This is a genomic window from Sinorhizobium sp. 22678 (assembly GCF_052044265.1).
Taxonomy (GTDB): Bacteria; Pseudomonadota; Alphaproteobacteria; order Rhizobiales; family Rhizobiaceae; genus Sinorhizobium; species Sinorhizobium meliloti_A.
Window position 1 is genome coordinate 1 of sequence record NZ_JBQEMS010000045.1, and the last position, 16,879, is coordinate 16,879.

General features: G+C 59.7%; 17 protein-coding genes and 1 pseudogene. 12 read left to right on the forward strand and 6 right to left on the reverse strand.

The features are described from left to right. Positions 1 to 47 precede the first annotated feature (47 nt). The 7 genes from trbK to ACTJKL_RS31340 all read left to right on the forward strand — a co-directional run bounded on the left by trbK (position 48) and on the right by ACTJKL_RS31340 (position 5,715). Entirely contained in the window at positions 48 to 248 is a 201-nt protein-coding gene (trbK, locus tag ACTJKL_RS31310; RefSeq protein WP_440854009.1) for an entry exclusion protein TrbK, read from the forward strand. Then, positions 242 to 1,417, forward strand: coding sequence for a P-type conjugative transfer protein TrbL (gene trbL / locus ACTJKL_RS31315; RefSeq protein ID WP_440854694.1), 1,176 nt, complete (start codon positions 242 to 244; stop codon positions 1,415 to 1,417). The genes trbK and trbL overlap by 7 nt, the downstream gene beginning before the upstream one ends. A 24-nt stretch (positions 1,418 to 1,441) precedes the next feature. Further along, complete coding sequence (locus ACTJKL_RS31320; RefSeq protein ID WP_440854695.1) at positions 1,442 to 2,104, forward strand: conjugal transfer protein TrbF; 663 nt, start codon at positions 1,442 to 1,444, stop codon at positions 2,102 to 2,104. 16 nt (positions 2,105 to 2,120) lie between these two features. After that, entirely contained in the window at positions 2,121 to 2,933 is an 813-nt protein-coding gene (gene trbG, locus ACTJKL_RS31325) for a P-type conjugative transfer protein TrbG (protein WP_440854696.1), read from the forward strand. Between the two features lie 3 nt (positions 2,934 to 2,936). After that, positions 2,937 to 3,374 carry a conjugal transfer protein TrbH gene (trbH, locus tag ACTJKL_RS31330; RefSeq protein ID WP_338280570.1) on the forward strand — a complete coding sequence of 146 codons (438 nt, stop codon included), beginning with the start codon at positions 2,937 to 2,939 and terminating at the stop codon, positions 3,372 to 3,374. A 12-nt stretch (positions 3,375 to 3,386) separates the two neighbouring features. Then, on the forward strand, positions 3,387 to 4,688 hold the full coding sequence (gene trbI, locus ACTJKL_RS31335) for an IncP-type conjugal transfer protein TrbI (RefSeq protein ID WP_440854697.1): 1,302 nt from the start codon (positions 3,387 to 3,389) through the stop codon (positions 4,686 to 4,688). A 322-nt stretch (positions 4,689 to 5,010) separates the two neighbouring features. Further along, positions 5,011 to 5,715 carry an autoinducer binding domain-containing protein gene (locus ACTJKL_RS31340; protein ID WP_018098136.1) on the forward strand — a complete coding sequence of 235 codons (705 nt, stop codon included), beginning with the start codon at positions 5,011 to 5,013 and terminating at the stop codon, positions 5,713 to 5,715. Between the two features lie 3 nt (positions 5,716 to 5,718). Here ACTJKL_RS31340 and ACTJKL_RS31345 read toward each other — a convergent pair whose 3' ends face one another. Next, positions 5,719 to 6,039, reverse strand: a complete 321-nt coding sequence (locus ACTJKL_RS31345) for a transcriptional repressor TraM (RefSeq protein WP_100673674.1) — start codon at positions 6,037 to 6,039, stop codon at positions 5,719 to 5,721. A gap of 243 nt (positions 6,040 to 6,282) precedes the next feature. On the opposite strand from ACTJKL_RS31345, the gene ACTJKL_RS31350 reads away from it, so the two are divergent. Together ACTJKL_RS31350 and ACTJKL_RS31355 are read left to right on the forward strand one after the other, a co-directional pair. Further along, positions 6,283 to 6,504: a helix-turn-helix domain-containing protein gene (locus ACTJKL_RS31350; protein ID WP_018098134.1), complete on the forward strand. Its 222-nt coding sequence runs from the start codon at positions 6,283 to 6,285 to the stop codon at positions 6,502 to 6,504. A gap of 102 nt (positions 6,505 to 6,606) precedes the next feature. Further along, a pseudogene (locus tag ACTJKL_RS31355) lies at positions 6,607 to 7,253 on the forward strand (DUF433 domain-containing protein). A gap of 249 nt (positions 7,254 to 7,502) precedes the next feature. On the opposite strand, the gene ACTJKL_RS31360 reads toward ACTJKL_RS31355, so the two are convergent. The 5 genes from ACTJKL_RS31360 to traA all read right to left on the reverse strand — a co-directional run bounded on the left by ACTJKL_RS31360 (position 7,503) and on the right by traA (position 14,526). Then, on the reverse strand, positions 7,503 to 8,756 hold the full coding sequence (locus ACTJKL_RS31360) for an ATP-binding protein (protein WP_018098132.1): 1,254 nt from the start codon (positions 8,754 to 8,756) through the stop codon (positions 7,503 to 7,505). A gap of 116 nt (positions 8,757 to 8,872) precedes the next feature. After that, positions 8,873 to 9,481: a TraH family protein gene (locus tag ACTJKL_RS31365; protein ID WP_440854700.1), complete on the reverse strand. Its 609-nt coding sequence runs from the start codon at positions 9,479 to 9,481 to the stop codon at positions 8,873 to 8,875. A gap of 17 nt (positions 9,482 to 9,498) precedes the next feature. Beyond that, positions 9,499 to 10,662 carry a conjugal transfer protein TraB gene (locus ACTJKL_RS31370; protein ID WP_440854698.1) on the reverse strand — a complete coding sequence of 388 codons (1,164 nt, stop codon included), beginning with the start codon at positions 10,660 to 10,662 and terminating at the stop codon, positions 9,499 to 9,501. Next, on the reverse strand, positions 10,652 to 11,191 hold the full coding sequence (gene traF, locus ACTJKL_RS31375) for a conjugative transfer signal peptidase TraF (protein ID WP_440854701.1): 540 nt from the start codon (positions 11,189 to 11,191) through the stop codon (positions 10,652 to 10,654). Before traF ends, ACTJKL_RS31370 begins: the two co-directional genes overlap by 11 nt. Positions 11,192 to 11,214: 23 nt before the next feature. Beyond that, positions 11,215 to 14,526, reverse strand: coding sequence for a Ti-type conjugative transfer relaxase TraA (gene traA / locus ACTJKL_RS31380; protein WP_440854702.1), 3,312 nt, complete (start codon positions 14,524 to 14,526; stop codon positions 11,215 to 11,217). Positions 14,527 to 14,778: 252 nt separating this feature from the next. On the opposite strand from traA, the gene traC reads away from it, so the two are divergent. The 3 genes from traC to traG all read left to right on the forward strand — a co-directional run. After that, the gene (traC, locus tag ACTJKL_RS31385) at positions 14,779 to 15,075 is read left to right on the forward strand and encodes a conjugal transfer protein TraC (RefSeq protein WP_440853830.1); all 297 of its coding nucleotides are present in this window, start codon (positions 14,779 to 14,781) and stop codon (positions 15,073 to 15,075) included. 4 nt (positions 15,076 to 15,079) lie between these two features. Beyond that, positions 15,080 to 15,292, forward strand: a complete 213-nt coding sequence (gene traD, locus ACTJKL_RS31390; RefSeq protein ID WP_440853831.1) for a type IV conjugative transfer system coupling protein TraD — start codon at positions 15,080 to 15,082, stop codon at positions 15,290 to 15,292. Continuing rightward, positions 15,285 to 16,879 (forward strand): Ti-type conjugative transfer system protein TraG (traG, locus tag ACTJKL_RS31395; RefSeq protein WP_440854699.1); only part of this gene is annotated, 1,595 nt, incomplete at its 3' end. The genes traD and traG, both read left to right, overlap by 8 nt.

The following is a 16,879-nucleotide window of genomic DNA, read 5'->3' on the forward strand; positions in this document are numbered from 1 at the left end:
GCCGAAGTCAAGACCATCCCGGCAGGTCAGAAGATGGAGCCCCGCTGGTGAACCGCGCCGTCGCCATCGCCTTCCTTGTGGTTGTTGCCGCTGTTTCATCTGCGGCGACGGTGCTGATTGTCAAATCCAGAGACACCACGAAGCCCCCGCTCACTGAAGAACGACGCGCCGTCAGGGAGAAATTCTTCGGCTCGAACAAAGAACTGCCGCCGATCAAGGATGGCCAGGAGATGCGTCCAAGATGGTGAGATCTAATCTTGAACGGTCACTCCTGATCGCAGGCTTCCTTTGCCTCGTCTTTGCAGCGCCAGCCTTCGCCCAACAGGGACAAGTCCTGACCGAACTGGAAAATCAGGTCTCGACCGCCGCGAAGGGGTGGGAAACCACCATCATGGATGCTGCAAAATCTCTTTTCTGGATCCTGGCGACCATTGAGGTGGGCATTGCCGCCGTCTGGCTGGCGCTTCAGGCTGCATCGCTCGATAGCTGGTTCGCGGAGCTTGTTCGGCGGATCATGTTCATTGGCTTCTTCGCCTTCGTTCTCACTCAAGGGCCGACCTTTGCGCGAGCGGTCGTCGACAGCCTCTTCCAGATTGGCGCCGGCGGCGGATCGGCGTCGCCTGCTGAAGTCTTCGACGCCGGAATTCGGGTTGCCTCGCAAATGTCGCAGCAAGCACAATTCGGCGTATTTGAGGACAATGCATTGGCGATTGCTGCCGTGTTGGCGATGGGTGTCGTCGTCATCTGCTTCTCGCTGGTCGCAGCAATTTTCGTCTCGGTCATGGTCGAGATGTATGTCGGCCTGCTTGCCGGCATGATCATGCTCGGGCTTGGCGGATCCTCCTTCACCAAGGACTTTGCTGTCCGTTATCTCGTCTACGCCTTCGGCGTCGGCATGAAACTGATGGCCTTGGTGATGATCGCAAAGATTGGATCCGAGGTCCTGATGGGTCTTGCGAATACTCCAACCGCCTCCTCGGACCAGTTCGTCACGACCTTGGCGGTCGCCGGCATTTCAGTGGTGGTCTTCATCATCGCGATGTATGTGCCGAGTATCATTCAAGGTGTCGTTCAGGGTGCATCCGTTTCAGGTGGAATGGAGGCGATCAGGCACGGTGGTCAGGCGGCATCCTTTGCCACCGGGGCAGGGTTCCTCGCGGCCGGTGCAGCCGGGGCGGGATTCGCGGCGACTCAAACCGCACGGGCCGCAGGGTCATCCGGTGCAGGTGCCATGCTTCGAGGTTTTGGCGCAGGGATCGGATCCGCAGGAAAAGCGGCGGGCTCGGCTGCCAAGGAGAAGGCCATCGGTTCTCCTGGTGCTTATGCAGGATCGATTCTCGGGCTCGCCAACGCCAAGCTGGACCAGAGTCGTAGCGGGCAGAGCGGGCCAAAGCCACCTCCCGAACGCAAAGATTAACAGCAATCAGAAAGTGATCAGTCGATGGCAGCGAACCGCGCCCCCGAAAACCCGTATCTTGCCGCGCGCCAGGAATGGAGTGAGCGATACGGCTCCTATGTCCAGGCAGCCGCTGCATGGCGCATCGTCGGCATTCTGGGTCTGGCCATGGCAGTGATCGCCTTCGGGTATGCCATGTATCTCAGCACCCAAGTCAAACTGGTTCCCTATATCGTCGAAGTCGACAAACTTGGGACCGCAGCGACCGCCGGGTTCCCTGAACAGATCGAATACGCCGACGTTCGGGTGGTGCGCGCCACGCTCGGAAATTTCGTCACCAGCTTCCGTTCGATCACGCCGGACGCCGTGGTTCAGAAGCAATACATCGACCGAACCTACGCACTCCTTCGGACGTCCGATCCGTCGACGCAGAAGATAAATGACTGGTTCCGAAGCAATTCGCCGTTCGAGAAGGCCAAGTTGTCGACGGTCGCCATCGAGGTCAACAACATCGTCGCGCTTTCGAACCAGACCTATCAGATCGACTGGACCGAATACGAACGGGACCGGAAGGGCAAAGAAACGGGCACACGCCGGTTCCGCGGCATCGCGACGGTCACGCTGACGGCCCCACAGGACGAGGCGACCATCCGCCACAATCCAATCGGTCTCTACGTCCGGGATTTCGATTGGACAGCACAGCTATAAGGGCAGGGGACTTCACATGGAAAGAACAGGATTGATCGCAGCCGCCGGCTGCATAGCCGGACTCGTCATTGCGACGGGTGCTCATGCACAAAGCATGACGTCGAACGAGGTGAAGGGAACTAACATTTCGCGGAAGTGGCGCGGCACACCCGGACTGGTTACCACCGGGCTGGATGGCAAGGTCATCTTTCTCTTCGGCGAAACTCAGCCGTCCGTCGTCTGCTCGCCGCTGCAGGTCTGCGATATTGAGCTGCAGGGCGGCGAGATCGTCCGCGATGTCCTCGTCGGCGACACCGTTCGCTGGAAGGTGGAGCCGGCGACCTCCGGCGCCACCGGCGGTCAGGCTATCCACTTGATCGTCAAGCCGTCGGAACCCGGCCTCGTCACCTCCATGGTGGTCACGACGTCGCGGCGTACCTATCACATCCAACTCAAGTCCCATCCGAGCCAGTACATGGCCCGCGTTGGCTTCGAATATCCCGAGGATGTCTCGACCAAGCTTGCGGACATCAATGCCCGGCTCGAGACCGGCGGAACACTCGGAACGGCGCCCGATAAACTGAACTTCTCCTACTCGGTGAGTGGGCGCGCCTCTTGGAAGCCGAAGCGCGTCTATTCGGATGGTGTAAAAACCTACATCCAGTTTTCCAAATCGATCTCGGGACAGGATGCGCCGGTGCTGTTCGTCGTCAACGGGGGCCAGAACCGCGTCGTCAATTACCGGATGAAGAACGACGTGATGATCGTCGACTACGCAATCGATAAGGCGATCCTCGTCTCCGGAGTTGGCTGGCAGCAACAAAAGATCACCATCCGGCGGGGAGGCTGAGTGATGCGCAAAGCTCTCGTTTTCATCGTTGCTGCCGTTTTTCTTTCCAGTTGCCAAACTGCCGAGGAGGGACTGGACACCAGCTCAAACGCCACTGCGGTGACTGCCCCGGCCGCAAGCGCAATCGCCGGCGATATGGCGAGCCGGTTCGCCGAGCAAATTGGCCCGGCAGGCACCACAACCATCATGATGGGCAAGGGCACGTCGGAGTATGGGATGGCCCTCGAGGCCGCGCTGAAGGGATGGGGCTACACGGTCGTTACCGACGGGAAGATCGGAAAGGACGTGAAACCCGTCGAGCTCGCCTATTCGATCGATGGCGTTGACGGTCAGGTGCTCGCGCGACTCTCCACGCCGTCTATCGCCCTTGGCCGGGCGTATACAGCAACAGCAGTCGGCGCTACGCCGGCAAGCCCGCTTTCCGTCATGCAGCGTAATTGAGGGGAGACAGATATGGTCCAGTCTCTCCATCTTGGTGCGTCGGCTCATGCCGATGATGAGAACAGCATGCGCCGAATCAATCGGCTGCCGATCATCATCGCCATCGTTCTCGTCGCGCTATTCGTTGGCGTGGTCGTGATCGGACTGTCGTGGCGCGGGCTTCCCTTTGCCCGAAACAGCGATATCGACAGTGCTTCGAATACTCCCGCAACCAATTTCGGGGACCAGCTCAAGCGCGGCATTGCCGACGGCATCATCGGTGAGCCGGTTGAGCGGGAAGCGTTTCAGCCAACGCCTGCCGTCGAGCAGAAAGTTGAGAAGGAGGCGCCGGCTGTTGCTCGCCGACCCCTCGAACAGGAAGAGCAACGCCCCCCGCTCGGATCGGAAGAAGAATGGAGGGCCCGTCTGAAGCGGGAGCAGGATGAACAGTATATCCGAGAGGCCCAGCGCCAGCGGATGGCTCGCCTGCAGGCGCGTGCAACGGCGCTGGACTCCCCATTGAAGGTCGATATTTCCGAAATTGAAAAAGCGGCAACGACTACCACGGACTCGAGCGGCCAAAATTCGACTGGTGCAGCCACGAGGGTCTCGGATCTCTATGCCGCGGCAACGAATGCCGGCCTTATGGGTCAGAATGTCGATCCGAATGGCCAAACCTCAAAGGAAGATTTTTTCAACCAGGACATCAAAGATCTCGGCTATCTGCCGAACCAGATCGTGAAGCAGATCTCGCCCTACGAGCTGAAACGCGGCTCGGTCGTTCCTGCTACGTTGATCACCGGCCTCAACTCCGATCTGCCGGGACGGATCACAGCGCAGGTGAGCCAGAACGTCTTTGATAGCGCGACGGGCTACCGGCTCCTCATACCGCAGGGTGCGAAGCTGCTCGGCCGCTATGACTCCAAGGTCTCATTCGGGCAGGAAAGGGTCCTTGTCGTCTGGACGGACCTCATTTTTCCGAACGGCTCAACCCTTCAGATCGGGGGCATGGCTGGCACTGACGCGGAAGGATATGGCGGCTTAAAGGACAAGGTCGATCGGCACCTGTGGCGCACGTGGAGTTCGGCGGCACTCGTTGCCTTGATCGGGACCGGGATCGACATGACAATGCCAGAAAGTTCGACGCTTGCGACACAGGATACGGCATCCGATGCGGCGCGAAGAAACTTCGCCGAATCGTTTGGTCGGGTGGCGGAGCAGACAATCTCGAAGAACCTGAATGTTCAGCCAACAATCCGCATTCGGCCAGGTTACAGATTCAATGTGTTAGTGGACCAGGACATCATTTTCCCGTCCGCTTACCGTGGAATTTAACCACTAAGGGCAGCGACTATGCTCAGCCGCCATGCATTAGGTTGAACCAAGGTGTGGCGGTGCAACCACGCAATATGAGATCCTTCTATTTCCAGCCACCTTTCCGGATTGATCGCGCTTGAAAGTTTCGCAGGGCTGGGTAGTAATTTCGCATTGCATCGCGTGACGCGGGTACACCAGGTTTGCGATTCAGACATCGACTGAAGGTCCGAACGCTATCGTTGTCCCACGACCCCCTGTACGCGGGTCAGCCGATCTGCCTCATCGACGAACGATGCCGGGGAAGACGAGCCGCCGCGTCAGGAACGTAAGGAGAAAAACCGTGGACGCACATGTTCGCTCGCTCATCGATATGCTGGAAGCCGCGAAAGACGAGCATATGATGAAAAGTGCGCTGAAAACCTTCGCGCATTCGTGCGGATATGACCGGTTTGCCTATCTGCAAGCAGAAGCTCTCGAACTCAGGACCTTCAATTCCTATCCCGAACCATGGGAGGGCATTTATCTCGGCGGCGATTATTCACGGATTGACCCAGTTGTGAGGGAGGGAAAGCACGGGCGAGGTATGTTTTTCTGGACAGCCGACAAGTGGCCTGCCCGAGGATCTTCTCCGCTTCGGCGGTTTCGCGACGAGGCCATTGAGCACGGCATTCGCTGCGGCATCACCATTCCGGTTAAGGGCAGTTTCGGATCCACGATGATGCTGACCTTCGCGTCCTCGGAAAGAAATGTCGATATTTCACGGATGCTGGATCCCAAGAAGGCGGTTCAGTTGGTGATGGCCGTCCATTACCAGCTGAAAATCATCGCAGCGAAGACTGCAATCAACCCGAAGCGAATGCTGTCGCCGAGCGAAATGGTGTGCCTTGTGTGGGCAACGAAGGGGAGGACCACGCTTGAAACGGCGATGCTCACCGGTATCAAGGCCAGAACCGTGCAGCATTATCTCGACGAGGCGCGCAAAAAATTTGACGCGAAGTCTGTGCCGCAGCTCGTTGCCATTGCGAAGGATCGCGGCCTGGTCTGAGGTCTAATCGTCGCCTTCAAACGGCACGTCTGGAACGTAGCCGAGTGCGTCCAGAATTTCCGAGAGATTCTCCTGATGGGCTTCGGACTTTTTCTGGCGTGCGATATATTCGTCCTGAAGCGTCTGGAGCACTGAACTGGAAGTTGACGGGTCGTCGCTTGCACGCGACCACTCGTCATAGACGGCCTGATCGGCTGCGAGAAGCCGGCGGTGTTCGAGGATCGCCGAAACAGCCAGGACCTCTAATTCCGATTTTTGCATCAAACCGCAGCGAGATTGTCTTCCAATTTTTTCTTTTGCCCCGGATGAGCTGGCGTCCTTCATCCTTGTCTCCTCTAACTTCATTTTACGACCGCCAAGAACCGAGGCTTAGTTCGCGTCGCATAGGCTTGCGATTAGATACCAGATTACCGGAGGATAGGAGAGAGTCGAAATCTTCGAACGGTTCACCGTCCCACACGAAGAGAAGCTTCGGCCACCGCGGCATCACCTTGATTCGTCACATGGAATGTCGTTGTAGAGAATACTCCGTGGTGAAATACTCTACAAGCCGTTGCTCTCTCGATCATGGAGATTCGAGAGGTATTTGCACGAAATCTGAAAGCCGCGCGTCGGGCCAAAGGCCTGTCGCAAGAAGAGCTTGCTTATCGCGCAGGTATCGATCGCACCTACATCAGTTCCCTGGAACGCAGCGTTTACAATGCGAGCATCGATGTGGTGGATCGCTTAGCAGTGGTTCTAGACGTAGAAGCGTCTGATTTGCTGAAACGACCGCCGGAGAAAAAGTGAAACCACCACACAAGACTGATGAGCAGCGAGATCGAAAAGCTCGGTGATCTTTACCGGGGACGACGCCTCCATTATATATTCTCCACAACGCCTCCACTATATATTCTCCACAAGGAGAATGATTATGCCAGCACATCACACGCCTACCCCCTGGCCGAGGCTGCAGCTGTCAACGAGATCGCTGTAAAGTCTGTGCACAATGCGATCGACAAGTGGATCGTCGCAACTCATCTCGCCGGCGGCAAGGGTCGAGCACTCACAGATGAAAATCTTCTTCGGTTGAAGCTCTGGTATGGCGTCGGATCGATCTTGTCTGCCGAACGCCGCAAACGTCTATTCGATACCATCGACCAGAACCCCGATGCCAATACGGTAAGGGCAGACGACTATCTCATTGTCGACGTTGCGCGGGCAAGGGAGCAGTTGGCCGCCCTCGCCGAGGCGCTTCGAGAGGCTGAGCGAATGATCCGGAGCGTCAAGGGCGTCGTGGGCGGTGAACCGAAGGGAACTCGCGTTCCAGTGCGAACGATTGCCGCGATGAAGACGCAAGGTGCAAGCACCGAGGAAATCGTTGAGGGTTATCCTTCGCTCACCGATCGCATGGTGGAACTTGCCGAGATCTGGGCTGCGGACCATCCCGCCAGGGGACGGCCGCGGAAGCTTTCGGAACAGGCCTGGAGGTCAAATCCGTGAAGCGTCTGCGTCTCCGGAACGAAAGTGCCCCAAAACCCTCCGGCTCTACCTCGTGAAGTTTCTTATAGATGAATGCCCTCACACATCATTCGTGGCCGTGGCCCAAGCTCACGGCCAGGATTGTTTCCAATGTGAATTGGCTCGGGTTTAGCGGCAAAACCGACTGGCATCTGATGCCTCGGATCATCGAGGGGGATTTCATCCTCGTGACGAACAAAGGCCGCGACTTCCGGAAGCTTTGCGGATACCGGCCGTGCAATAGATGCGTGGGCATCGGTTTGAAACATCCTGACGCTGCTCAGCAATCACATGGTCCATAGAATGGACAAGGGCGCTGCCTGCAATTTTTCTCCGAAAGGCGTCACGCGGTCATGATCGTGCAAGACCAGTCCACGCACGAAACGACCGCCAACCGCTTCCTGCAACTGACGCAATCCCCTGAAATCCTCAGTCTTCACCGTCGCTGATGCCTTGACCTCTATTCCGACGATCCGACCACGGCGATCCTCGATGACGACATCGACCTCGTCCTGATCTTTGGTCCTGTAATGCGAAAACGAAAAGCGCCGGTCAGACCAGGAGGCAAGCTTCAAAAGCTCGGAAACAACGAAGCTTTCAAGCAACGCTCCATACCGTGTTCTGTTTTCACGCAGCGCTTCGGATTCGTCCTCCCGCAAGCTCGCCAGCAGTCCCGTATCGAGAAAGTGCAGTTTGGGCGTTTTTATCAGCCGGCTTAACCGGTTGTTCGACCATGGCGTCAGTGTTCTGATCAGAAAAAGCCGCTCGAGAATGGCTACATATTTTTGCGCGGTGACGCTCGACAGTCCCAATGCGGCACCGAAACTGCTGTGGTTCACCAGTTGGCCGGCATGTTCCGCAAGAACATCCAGCAACCGCGGCAGTCGATCGAGTTGATCGATGTTGGCGATGTCGCGAACGTCCCGGTCGAGAATCAGGGCCACGTAGTCTTCCAACCAGGCGACGCGCCGGGCAGGCGTCGCTCTGCGCAAGACCTCCGGATAGCCACCGCGCAGCACGGTTTCCAGAAGATCATCACCAAATATAGCGTCCTCGCCGGTCGCGGGTTCCTCACCAGCGAATAGACGATCCAGCAAATGACCCGGGGTCGAACGGATTTCGGACTGGGCGAAAGGCAGGAGCGGGACCACGGCCATGCGCCCGGCAAGGGAGTCCGCAATCGCGGGCACAGTTGCCAGATTGGCGGAACCTGTGAGTAGAAATCGGCCCGGGGCGTCGTCGCGGTCGACGCTTTCCTTAATTGCCAGTATCAGTTCGGGCGCCCGCTGAACTTCATCGATCACGGCCCTGTTAAGACCCCGGACAAAACCGACCGGATCAGCCTTGGCAGCACTGAGCGCGCCGGCGTCGTCGAGGGTGAGATAGGCGCGATCAGGGCCTGAGAATTGCCGCGCGAGAGTTGTCTTTCCAGCTTGCCTTGGGCCGGCTATCAGGACTACACGAGTGTCGGCAAGCGCAGTCTCGACTATCGGACGAGCCTTGCGATCGATTAATGGTTTGGGAAGGACCTTATCTACCATACGGCCATCCTTAATCGATTCTCCGTCTATTTTAAAGTCATGTCCCGACCAATTTTAATCGCGCAGCCGTCTGTATCTAACTTGGCAGCGAACGAAGGTCTCAAATTTCCAGTCGTTTATTTCCCACCGATCCGGGAAAGGTCGATTCGCATCTCCGCCGATCCAACGCTGCGGCTTTTCCCCGGACTTTCAGTGGCCGCATCCTCAGGAGAGCTGTCGGTGGTGTCCGCGTCTGAGGATGACACACTGTCTGTCGTCGCGCTCGCTCCCGGATCAGGAGCCTGAAACACACGCACGCCTTCGAATTCGCCGGTCTTCCAAGCGTAGATCGCATCGTCGAAAATGTGCGGAAAGACCTCGTCGCTCCAAGGGTTGCCGTACCACTTGGCCACAATCCGAAGCACCTTGGCGAACATCGCAGTTCCCTTGCGAAGGTTCTCGCAGGCGTCGATCAGATCGGGCTGCAGATCGGAAGCATCCTTGACGCCGACGCCCGCCGGAAACTGCGTCAGGCCGACACGCACCACCGCTTGGCCGACATACTGGCGGACGATCGCGATGGCTTCGTCCGGCGTCGTCGCCTTCGGGGTGAGGATCAATCGGCCACCTGATTTGACGGTGACGGCAAGTGGATCATTTGCGCCCGCGGCGGTCACGAACTGCTCGACGATCGGGGGCTTCAACGAGGGGTCTGCGCATTGTTGAATCAGGGCAGCGTCGAGCATGGCGTCTCCTTTGGGTTTCACGTGTTGAAGGAAAAAACGATTGGCTTTGCAAAAAGCCGCGCCCAGGCTTGAGTGCTGGCGCGCTGGATGGCGACGATCGATGTCCCCTTGGTCCACCAGCCATTGCCGACAGCGACGATGAAGTCCGGCTCCTGCAGCAGGGACTGCAGGACGGGCCAGACGATCAGTTGCTCGTAGCAGATCAGCGGTGCGATCCGAGCGTCGGCGGCGGTCACAAGCGGGTTGGCGAAGAAATGCGCCCGCGCGCTGCCGCTCTGACCCAGCAGGGCGCGCCAAGGCTGCCACATCGAGCCCGGAACAGGCATACGTTCGCGATAGAGGATTTGAGCGCCGTCGCCTGAAATCGCGACCAGAACATTGTCGTATCCGTCCGCATCGGTGATGGCGGCGCCGGCAATGACGGTGGCGTCACTTTCCTGCAGTGCTTTTACCCAAAGCCGCTCGACGGTGGGCGTCCAGAAGCCGAGAGAACTTTCGGGAAGAACAACGGTGCGGGTGCCGCCGGATGCCTGACCCTTCATCGTGGCAATCAGATCACGGTGACGCGCAATGCTGACGTCGCGACCGAGCGAAGCTCCGAACTGGAGATCGACGCCCCGCCAGCCCTCCGGTAGTTTCGGTGGGTCCCAGGTTGCGGCGGACCATGCCCAAAACCCAATGAGGACGATCGGGACAGCCGGCCACATGCGGGTAACGAGGCCCATGAGGCCGGCTGTCGTGGCAACCAGCCCCCACCATCCCCACCCTGGAAACAGCACGCCCGCGGCGGTGATCGGATGCGCCCAACCGGTGATGCCAAATGGGGGGATAGCCATGAGCGCGGCCGCCACCAGATAGCAAATCGGACGAATGCCAGAATGCCTTGTCCAGAGGATCGCGTGGACCGCGACAAAGCTCAAAGATGCGCAGAGCCATAGAGCCAAGCCAGGCCACAGGTCGAACGCGTAAAAGGCCGCCACGCCTTGTGGCAGACCGCGTGATGCAGCGAGAAAATAGCCGGCCGAGACACACGCAGCCGTCAGCCTCTTTCGCGCAAGCGCCCAGAGGGTCGGAAACGTGCATGCGAGCGGAAGGAGAAGGACGTTCCCGCTCCAAGCAACCGTTCCGGCAATGATTGAAGCGGTAATCAACAGGACCGGCCGAACGTGCTCACAGTGCATTGGTGAGCACCGGTTGCGCCAGGCCAAGGATGCCCGCGACGGGAAGGGGTCCGAAGTAGCGGGAGTCATAGGAGCTCCTCAACGGTGAGTGCAGGAAGACGCTTTCTGGCGGCACGACGCCGCCGGAATAAGGCACCATCGGCCGACCCTCGCCGTCGCGCTGAGCCAGATCGGAGAAAGGGATCGCATGCCCGTCGATCGTGACGCCCGCACCGATTTCGACATGCTGCCCGGGAACCGCGATGACCGTCTTGATGAGCGGCGCGACCCCGCCCGGGCACGTTCCGAAGCGGAGATAGCCACGCGCTCTGGCCTCCCGCATGACAGGCGTTTGCGGAGGACAAATAAAGACGAGATCGCCGGTCGACACCACTCGATTGAGCGCCGAGATGCGCCAGAGGCCAAGGGGTTCGCTCGGTGTCAGATTGATGCGGTAGCCGCCGATGATGGCCGCAGCAACACTGCCGGCAAGGGTGGTTGCTGCCACCAGCAAAAGCACGACGGCATTCGATCTTTGCGTAGGTCCCATCCGAGGTGCAGACACTTGCGCCGTCATTTCAAGGAGATCCCCTGGCTCTTTTTCTGGCACAGGCTTTCTGCCTGCTTCAACGCCTCGGTCGTGCGCTCATGCGCGGCCAGCTGCTGCACCGTCCGCATCGAATTCCACGCCGATTGCACTTCGGCCTTCTGCCCGGCCGTCATTGCACCCGTGATCGCATTGAAGGTCTGTCCGCTGGAGTCCTTGGCAGCCAGAGGAAGGAAGGTCCGTTCGCCGAAACGCTCCGCTACAGCCTTGGCGAAACCCTCGAGCTCGGCCTTCACTTGTCTGTCGGCAAGCGCATATTCGAGACCGGCCGGCAGGTCGTTCCGGTCGATCGCATCGCGCACACGTTCGAGGGTCTCCTTTGCGTTTGCCGAGAACGCCGGAATATCGATCGACACGTTCAGACGGACGGCGCGTTCCTCGACCTCATATTTGCGTTCCGCATCCGCCCGCTGGCGCAGATAGCGACCGAGGTTACGCGCGAGCGCCGGCGCATTGGTCTCAGCCTTCTCCCGCTCCTGCTTGTCGGCGCGGCTTGCGAACATGCCGGTCTTGCCCTTCAGCGCACCGAAGTGTTCAGGGTTCGATCCGATCGTCGCCAACGTGGATTTCGCAACGCTCTCGTCCTTCAGCATCGCGTCGACATCGACTGCCTTGAACGCGCTTTCCGGCTGCGCGTAGACGAGGTGGAAACGGGTCGAAACCTCCTGCCACTGCTTCTTCGAGCCGGGATCGGCTGTAACCTTGTCCTCGACGGCCTGGTCGATTGATTTGGCGAAGGTTGTGATGCCCGAGACCATCGGCTTTGCCTCCTTGGTGCTGGGTTGGGTTGAGGATTGCGTGGCGCCGCTGACAAGGCCGAGCCTGCCGGCAACGGCGGCAAGGCGAACACCGAGATTGGCAAGTTTTTGCTTCTGACTGACGAGCCATTCCAGGCGGTCGCGAACCAGAGTTCGGGCGACGTTGACGAGATGCAGACCGCGCGCTTCCGCAAAGCGAAGCGCCTCGCGATAGAAGGCGCTCTTCTCGTAATCGAGAGTCGTTTCCTTGGCATTCCTTCGCGACATGATCGCGATCAACCCGCCGGCCTTGGCGAAGGATCGGCGGCCATAATAGACGGCCAGATCCTCACGGTGACGAGTCATGGCGACATAGGTGAGGTGCCGATCGAGCGACAGCGACGCGAGCACCTTCACCCGATCGACGGTGGCGCCCTGGCTCTTGTGGATCGTCGTGGCATAGCCATAATCGAGGTTGTTGTAGAAGCGCTGTTCGACCAGGACCTGGCGGGCAGGCTCGCCCTCGCCGACCCGCGCAACAATCCGGCCTGGCGCGGTCTCGACGACCTTGGCCAGCATGCCGTTCTTGACACCGAGCGAGCCCTCATTCTTGAGGAACACGATCTGGTCGCCCACGGCAAAATTGCGATCGCCGTCCGCCGTCTTGAACATGGCTCCCTTGTCGAGAACCCCGCGCTCGATCAGCTTGATGCGCGCCATCTGGTTCAGCATGCGAACGTCCCTGCGCAAATGGGCAAGGATCAGGGACGTCTTCGCCGGATCGTAATCGCGGTCCCAGGCGGCGATGAGGTTGTCGACGGCGTCGGCCTTCAGATCCCATCCGATCACCTTGCCATTGGTACGGTAGGCGGCGACTGCCCTGCCGACGTTGCCACGCGCCAGATCAAGCGAGGCATCGCGCATCCATTGCTGGCGCTGGCGATAGATGGTTTCGAGTTCGGCATAGCCGATGCGATCGGCAATCGCGCGAAACGCGGCGCCTGCTTCGATGGGTTGAAGCTGTTCGGGATCGCCGATGAGAACGAGCTTGGCACCGGCCTTCGTTACGGCTTCGACGAACCGCGCCATCTGCCGCGACGACACCATGCCGGCTTCGTCCAGGACGAAGACCGTCTTGCTATCGAGCTGGTTACGCCCCCCGTTCCAGCGCAGTTCCCAGGACGACAGCGTGCGAGAGACGATCCCGGCTTCCTTCTCAAGGCCCTCGGCCGCCTTGCCGGCAAGTGCGCCGCCGACAACCCGGTAGCCTGCCGCCTCCCAGGCTTCGCGCGCAGCCTTCATCATCGTCGTCTTGCCGGCGCCGGCGCGGCCGATCACCGCGGCAATCCGCTCGGATCCCGATACATGCTCGATCGCCGTTTTCTGCTCGTCCGAAAGACGCTCATGACGCGCAAATGTCGCCGCCAGCACCGCGTCGCGAACGCCATGCGAAGTCCGCTGAGACAGCCAGACCGCTCGATTGGCCATCTCGGCTTCGAGACGAATCATGTCGCGGGTCGTGTACTTGACCGGCACTCGGATACCGGTGGCAAAGTCGATCCGCTCGCGCTCCAGGCGGAGCGTGTCGGGATGCAGGATGATCCGAACCATAAGGCTTTGGAACAGGGCGGAATCGTCGATGTAACGATGCAAGACCTTGGCGACATCACGCTCGTCGAACACGCTTTTCTCACGGGTGATCAGGTCGATGACGAGCTTCGGATTGCGGTCGATCCGTCTCGCATTTTCCGCTCTACGCGCATCCTGCAGTTCGATGCGCTCGAGCTCGACCGGCTTCGTGGCAACATCGGTTTTCCGCTCGATCGCCCTGGTGCCGACGCCAAGGTGGATGGTCGGTTCGAGATCGATCCCTTGCTTTTCGAAGGACCGTCCATCGACGCGAAGGTCGAGACCGGCCAGCGCCAGATGCCGGTTCTGGCAAGCAAACCATCCGTCGCGAAACGCGTTGAAATCGTCGATACCTCCAGCCCAGAGCTCATAGACGATCTTGCCTGCATCGTTGCGGATCGGATTGCCGTCCGGCCCGAGCACGGCAACCTTCTTGGCGCCGAAACCGTCTTCGGTCAGCGGCCGCAACGTCGTCATCAAATGAACGTGCGGATTGCCAGGGGCGTCGTGATAGACCCAGTCGGCCACCATGCCCTTCGATATAATGTGGCGCTCGACAAAATCCCGTACGAGCGCAATGTTCTGCTGAGCGCTCAGTTCGATCGGCAGTGCGATCGTGACGTCCTTGGCAAGCTGGGCATCGGAGCGCTTCTCGAAATCTTCGACCTTGTTCCAGAAGGCTTCGGAGGCGCCGGCGACCGAACGATCCGCGATCATTGCACGCAGCCATTCCGGGGCATCGGCAGGAATAACGAACTCTTCATGCAGCAATCCCTGCTTGCGAGTGTAGTCGATCGTTCGAGCCTCGCGCTCGTAATCCATCTTGGCGCAGTGCCGATAGGCCGCCGACAGGACGGCGCTGCGGCCGGAGCCACGGGCGACGACGCTGACGGAGAAGTGAGGGACGGCCACGGCGAATTCTTTCCCGGTTGCGAACGAAATCAACAGGTTCGTCGAGAGCGGCGGGGCCACCAGGCCTCCAGCAAGGGCGTCGCGTTAGCGACGTATAATTGCGCCCTTCGGATCCGCTCCTTCGGAACGGCCGGGATCATTCACCAAAGCTTGCGCTTTGGCGATTGTAGGATTCACAGTAGTGCGTTCCGCGCTCACCTCCCTGAAACTGGCCTCGTATGACAGCTTTCTCACCCAAGGGAGACAGACGGAATGAAGAAGCCATCCTCCAAGATCCGCGACGAAATCGCCAAACTCCAGGAACAGCTCAAGGTCGCCGAGACCCGCGAAGCCGAGCGGATCGGTCGGATCGCGCTTAAGGCCGGGCTTGGCGAGATTGAAGTGGACGAGGCCGAGCTGCAGGTAGCCTTCGAGGAACTGGCGAAGCGGTTTCGCGGAGGTGGGGTTCGCACGACCGGAGGGAAGAGGGGGGCTGGCGTCGGCGAAAGCAGTACACCCTCCACGCAGAACGCGGCTGGCACGGCTGCGGGCGGGACTGCTGAGGCTTGAGCGGATGGCGCGCACAACCACATCCGACGCCCGCAAGAAGGACACGCGGGAAAAGATCGAACTTGGCGGCCTGATCGTCAAAGCGGGTCTTCGCCACGAGAAACGCGCGCTTCTGCTGGGCGCCCTGATCGAGCTGAGCCAACGGCTTAAGGCCGACGAGACCGTACGCCCGCGGCTGCTTGCGATCGGAGCGGAGGCCTTCAAGACAGATGGATAGGATCATGCTCTTCATCGTACCTGTCGCGCTGATGTTCCTGCTCACGATCGGATTGACCGGGATCGAACACTGGCTGTCCGGCTTTGGAAAGACGGAGGCTGCTCGGCAGACGCTCGGCCGCGCCGGCATTGCCCTGCCTTATGTCGCCGCGGCGGTCATCGGCAGTGTCTTCCTGTTCGCGAGCGCCGGCGCGATCAGGATCAAGACGGCAGGATGGGGCGTCGTTGCCGGCGGTGTAGCGACAATTGTTGTCGCCATCGTTCGCGAGGCAATCAGGCTGTCGGCATTCGGGAACCAGCTTCCGGCCGGCAAGTCGATCCTTTCCTATGTCGACCCCGCGACGCTGATCGGCGCGGCGGCGGCAGCGATGTCCGCCTGCTTCGCCCTACGTGTCGCGCTCGTCGGCAACGCGGCCTTCGCCAGTGCTGAGCCCAAACGCATACGCGGCAAGCGGGCGCTTCATGGCGAGGCCGACTGGATGAAGATGCAGGAGGCGGCCAACCTGTTTTCGGACGCTGGCGGCATCGTCGTCGGCGAACGATATCGGGTCGACAAGGACAGCGGAGGAACGCGCCCGTTTCGCGCTGACGATCCCGACACATGGGGCATCGGCGGCAAGCCACCGCTCCTGTGCTTCGACGGCTCGTTCGGCTCATCACATGGCATCGTGTTCGCCGGTTCCGGCGGCTTCAAGACGACGTCGGTGACGATCCCGACGGCGCTCAAATGGGGCGGCTCGCTGATCGTCCTCGACCCGTCGAACGAGGTTGCCCCGATGGTGTCAGTGCAACGAGGCAGCGCGAATCGGGATCTATTCGTCCTCGACCCGAAGAAGCCGGAGACCGGCTTCAATGCGCTTGATTGGATCGGGCAATTCGGCGGCACCAAGGAAGAGGACATTTCATCCGTCGCTTCATGGATCATGAGTGATAGCGGTGGCACACGCGGAGTTCGCGACGACTTCTTCCGGGCCTCGGCCTTGCAATTGCTGACGGCGATGATCGCTGACGTTTGTCTCTCCGGCCATACGGAGAAGGAGAACCAAACGCTTCGCCAAGTTCGCGCCAATCTCTCCGAGCCGGAGCCGCAGTTGCGCCAACGCCTGCAGGAAATCTACGACAATTCGGATTCGGATTTCGTCAAGGAGAACGTCGCGGCTTTCGTGAACATGACGCCCGAAACCTTCTCCGGCGTCTACGCCAATGCGATCAAGGAAACCCATTGGCTGTCCTATCCGAACTACGCCGCGCTGGTTTCCGGAAAGATGTTTTCGACGGGGGATCTTGCCGAGGGAAACACCGACGTCTTCATCAACATCGATCTCAAGACCTTGGAGACGCATGCGGGCCTCGCGCGCGTCATCATTGGCTCGTTTCTCAACGCGATCTACAATCGTGATGGGGCGATGCCGGGCCGTGCGCTCTTCCTCCTCGATGAGGTGGCGCGGCTTGGCTATATGAGGATCCTGGAAACCGCGCGCGATGCCGGTCGCAAATATGGCATCACGCTCGTCATGATCTACCAGTCGATCGGGCAGATGCGCGAAACCTATGGCGGTCGCGACGCCGCCAGCAAATGGTTCGAGAG

What these genes read in the sequence shown, in the direction of transcription:
- trbL (WP_440854694.1), top strand. Translation starts at nt 242, where the DNA reads ATGGTGAGATCTAATCTTGAACGGTCACTCCTGATCGCAGGCTTCCTT.
- ACTJKL_RS31320 (WP_440854695.1), top strand. Translation starts at nt 1,442, where the DNA reads ATGGCAGCGAACCGCGCCCCCGAAAACCCGTATCTTGCCGCGCGCCAG.
- trbG (WP_440854696.1), top strand. Translation starts at nt 2,121, where the DNA reads ATGGAAAGAACAGGATTGATCGCAGCCGCCGGCTGCATAGCCGGACTC.
- trbH (WP_338280570.1), top strand. Translation starts at nt 2,937, where the DNA reads ATGCGCAAAGCTCTCGTTTTCATCGTTGCTGCCGTTTTTCTTTCCAGT.
- trbI (WP_440854697.1), top strand. Translation starts at nt 3,387, where the DNA reads ATGGTCCAGTCTCTCCATCTTGGTGCGTCGGCTCATGCCGATGATGAG.
- ACTJKL_RS31345 (WP_100673674.1), bottom strand. Translation starts at nt 6,039, where the DNA reads ATGAAGGACGCCAGCTCATCCGGGGCAAAAGAAAAAATTGGAAGACAA.
- ACTJKL_RS31350 (WP_018098134.1), top strand. Translation starts at nt 6,283, where the DNA reads ATGGAGATTCGAGAGGTATTTGCACGAAATCTGAAAGCCGCGCGTCGG.
- ACTJKL_RS31360 (WP_018098132.1), bottom strand. Translation starts at nt 8,756, where the DNA reads ATGGTAGATAAGGTCCTTCCCAAACCATTAATCGATCGCAAGGCTCGT.
- ACTJKL_RS31365 (WP_440854700.1), bottom strand. Translation starts at nt 9,481, where the DNA reads ATGCTCGACGCTGCCCTGATTCAACAATGCGCAGACCCCTCGTTGAAG.
- ACTJKL_RS31370 (WP_440854698.1), bottom strand. Translation starts at nt 10,662, where the DNA reads ATGCACTGTGAGCACGTTCGGCCGGTCCTGTTGATTACCGCTTCAATC.
- traF (WP_440854701.1), bottom strand. Translation starts at nt 11,191, where the DNA reads ATGGGACCTACGCAAAGATCGAATGCCGTCGTGCTTTTGCTGGTGGCA.
- traC (WP_440853830.1), top strand. Translation starts at nt 14,779, where the DNA reads ATGAAGAAGCCATCCTCCAAGATCCGCGACGAAATCGCCAAACTCCAG.
- traD (WP_440853831.1), top strand. Translation starts at nt 15,080, where the DNA reads ATGGCGCGCACAACCACATCCGACGCCCGCAAGAAGGACACGCGGGAA.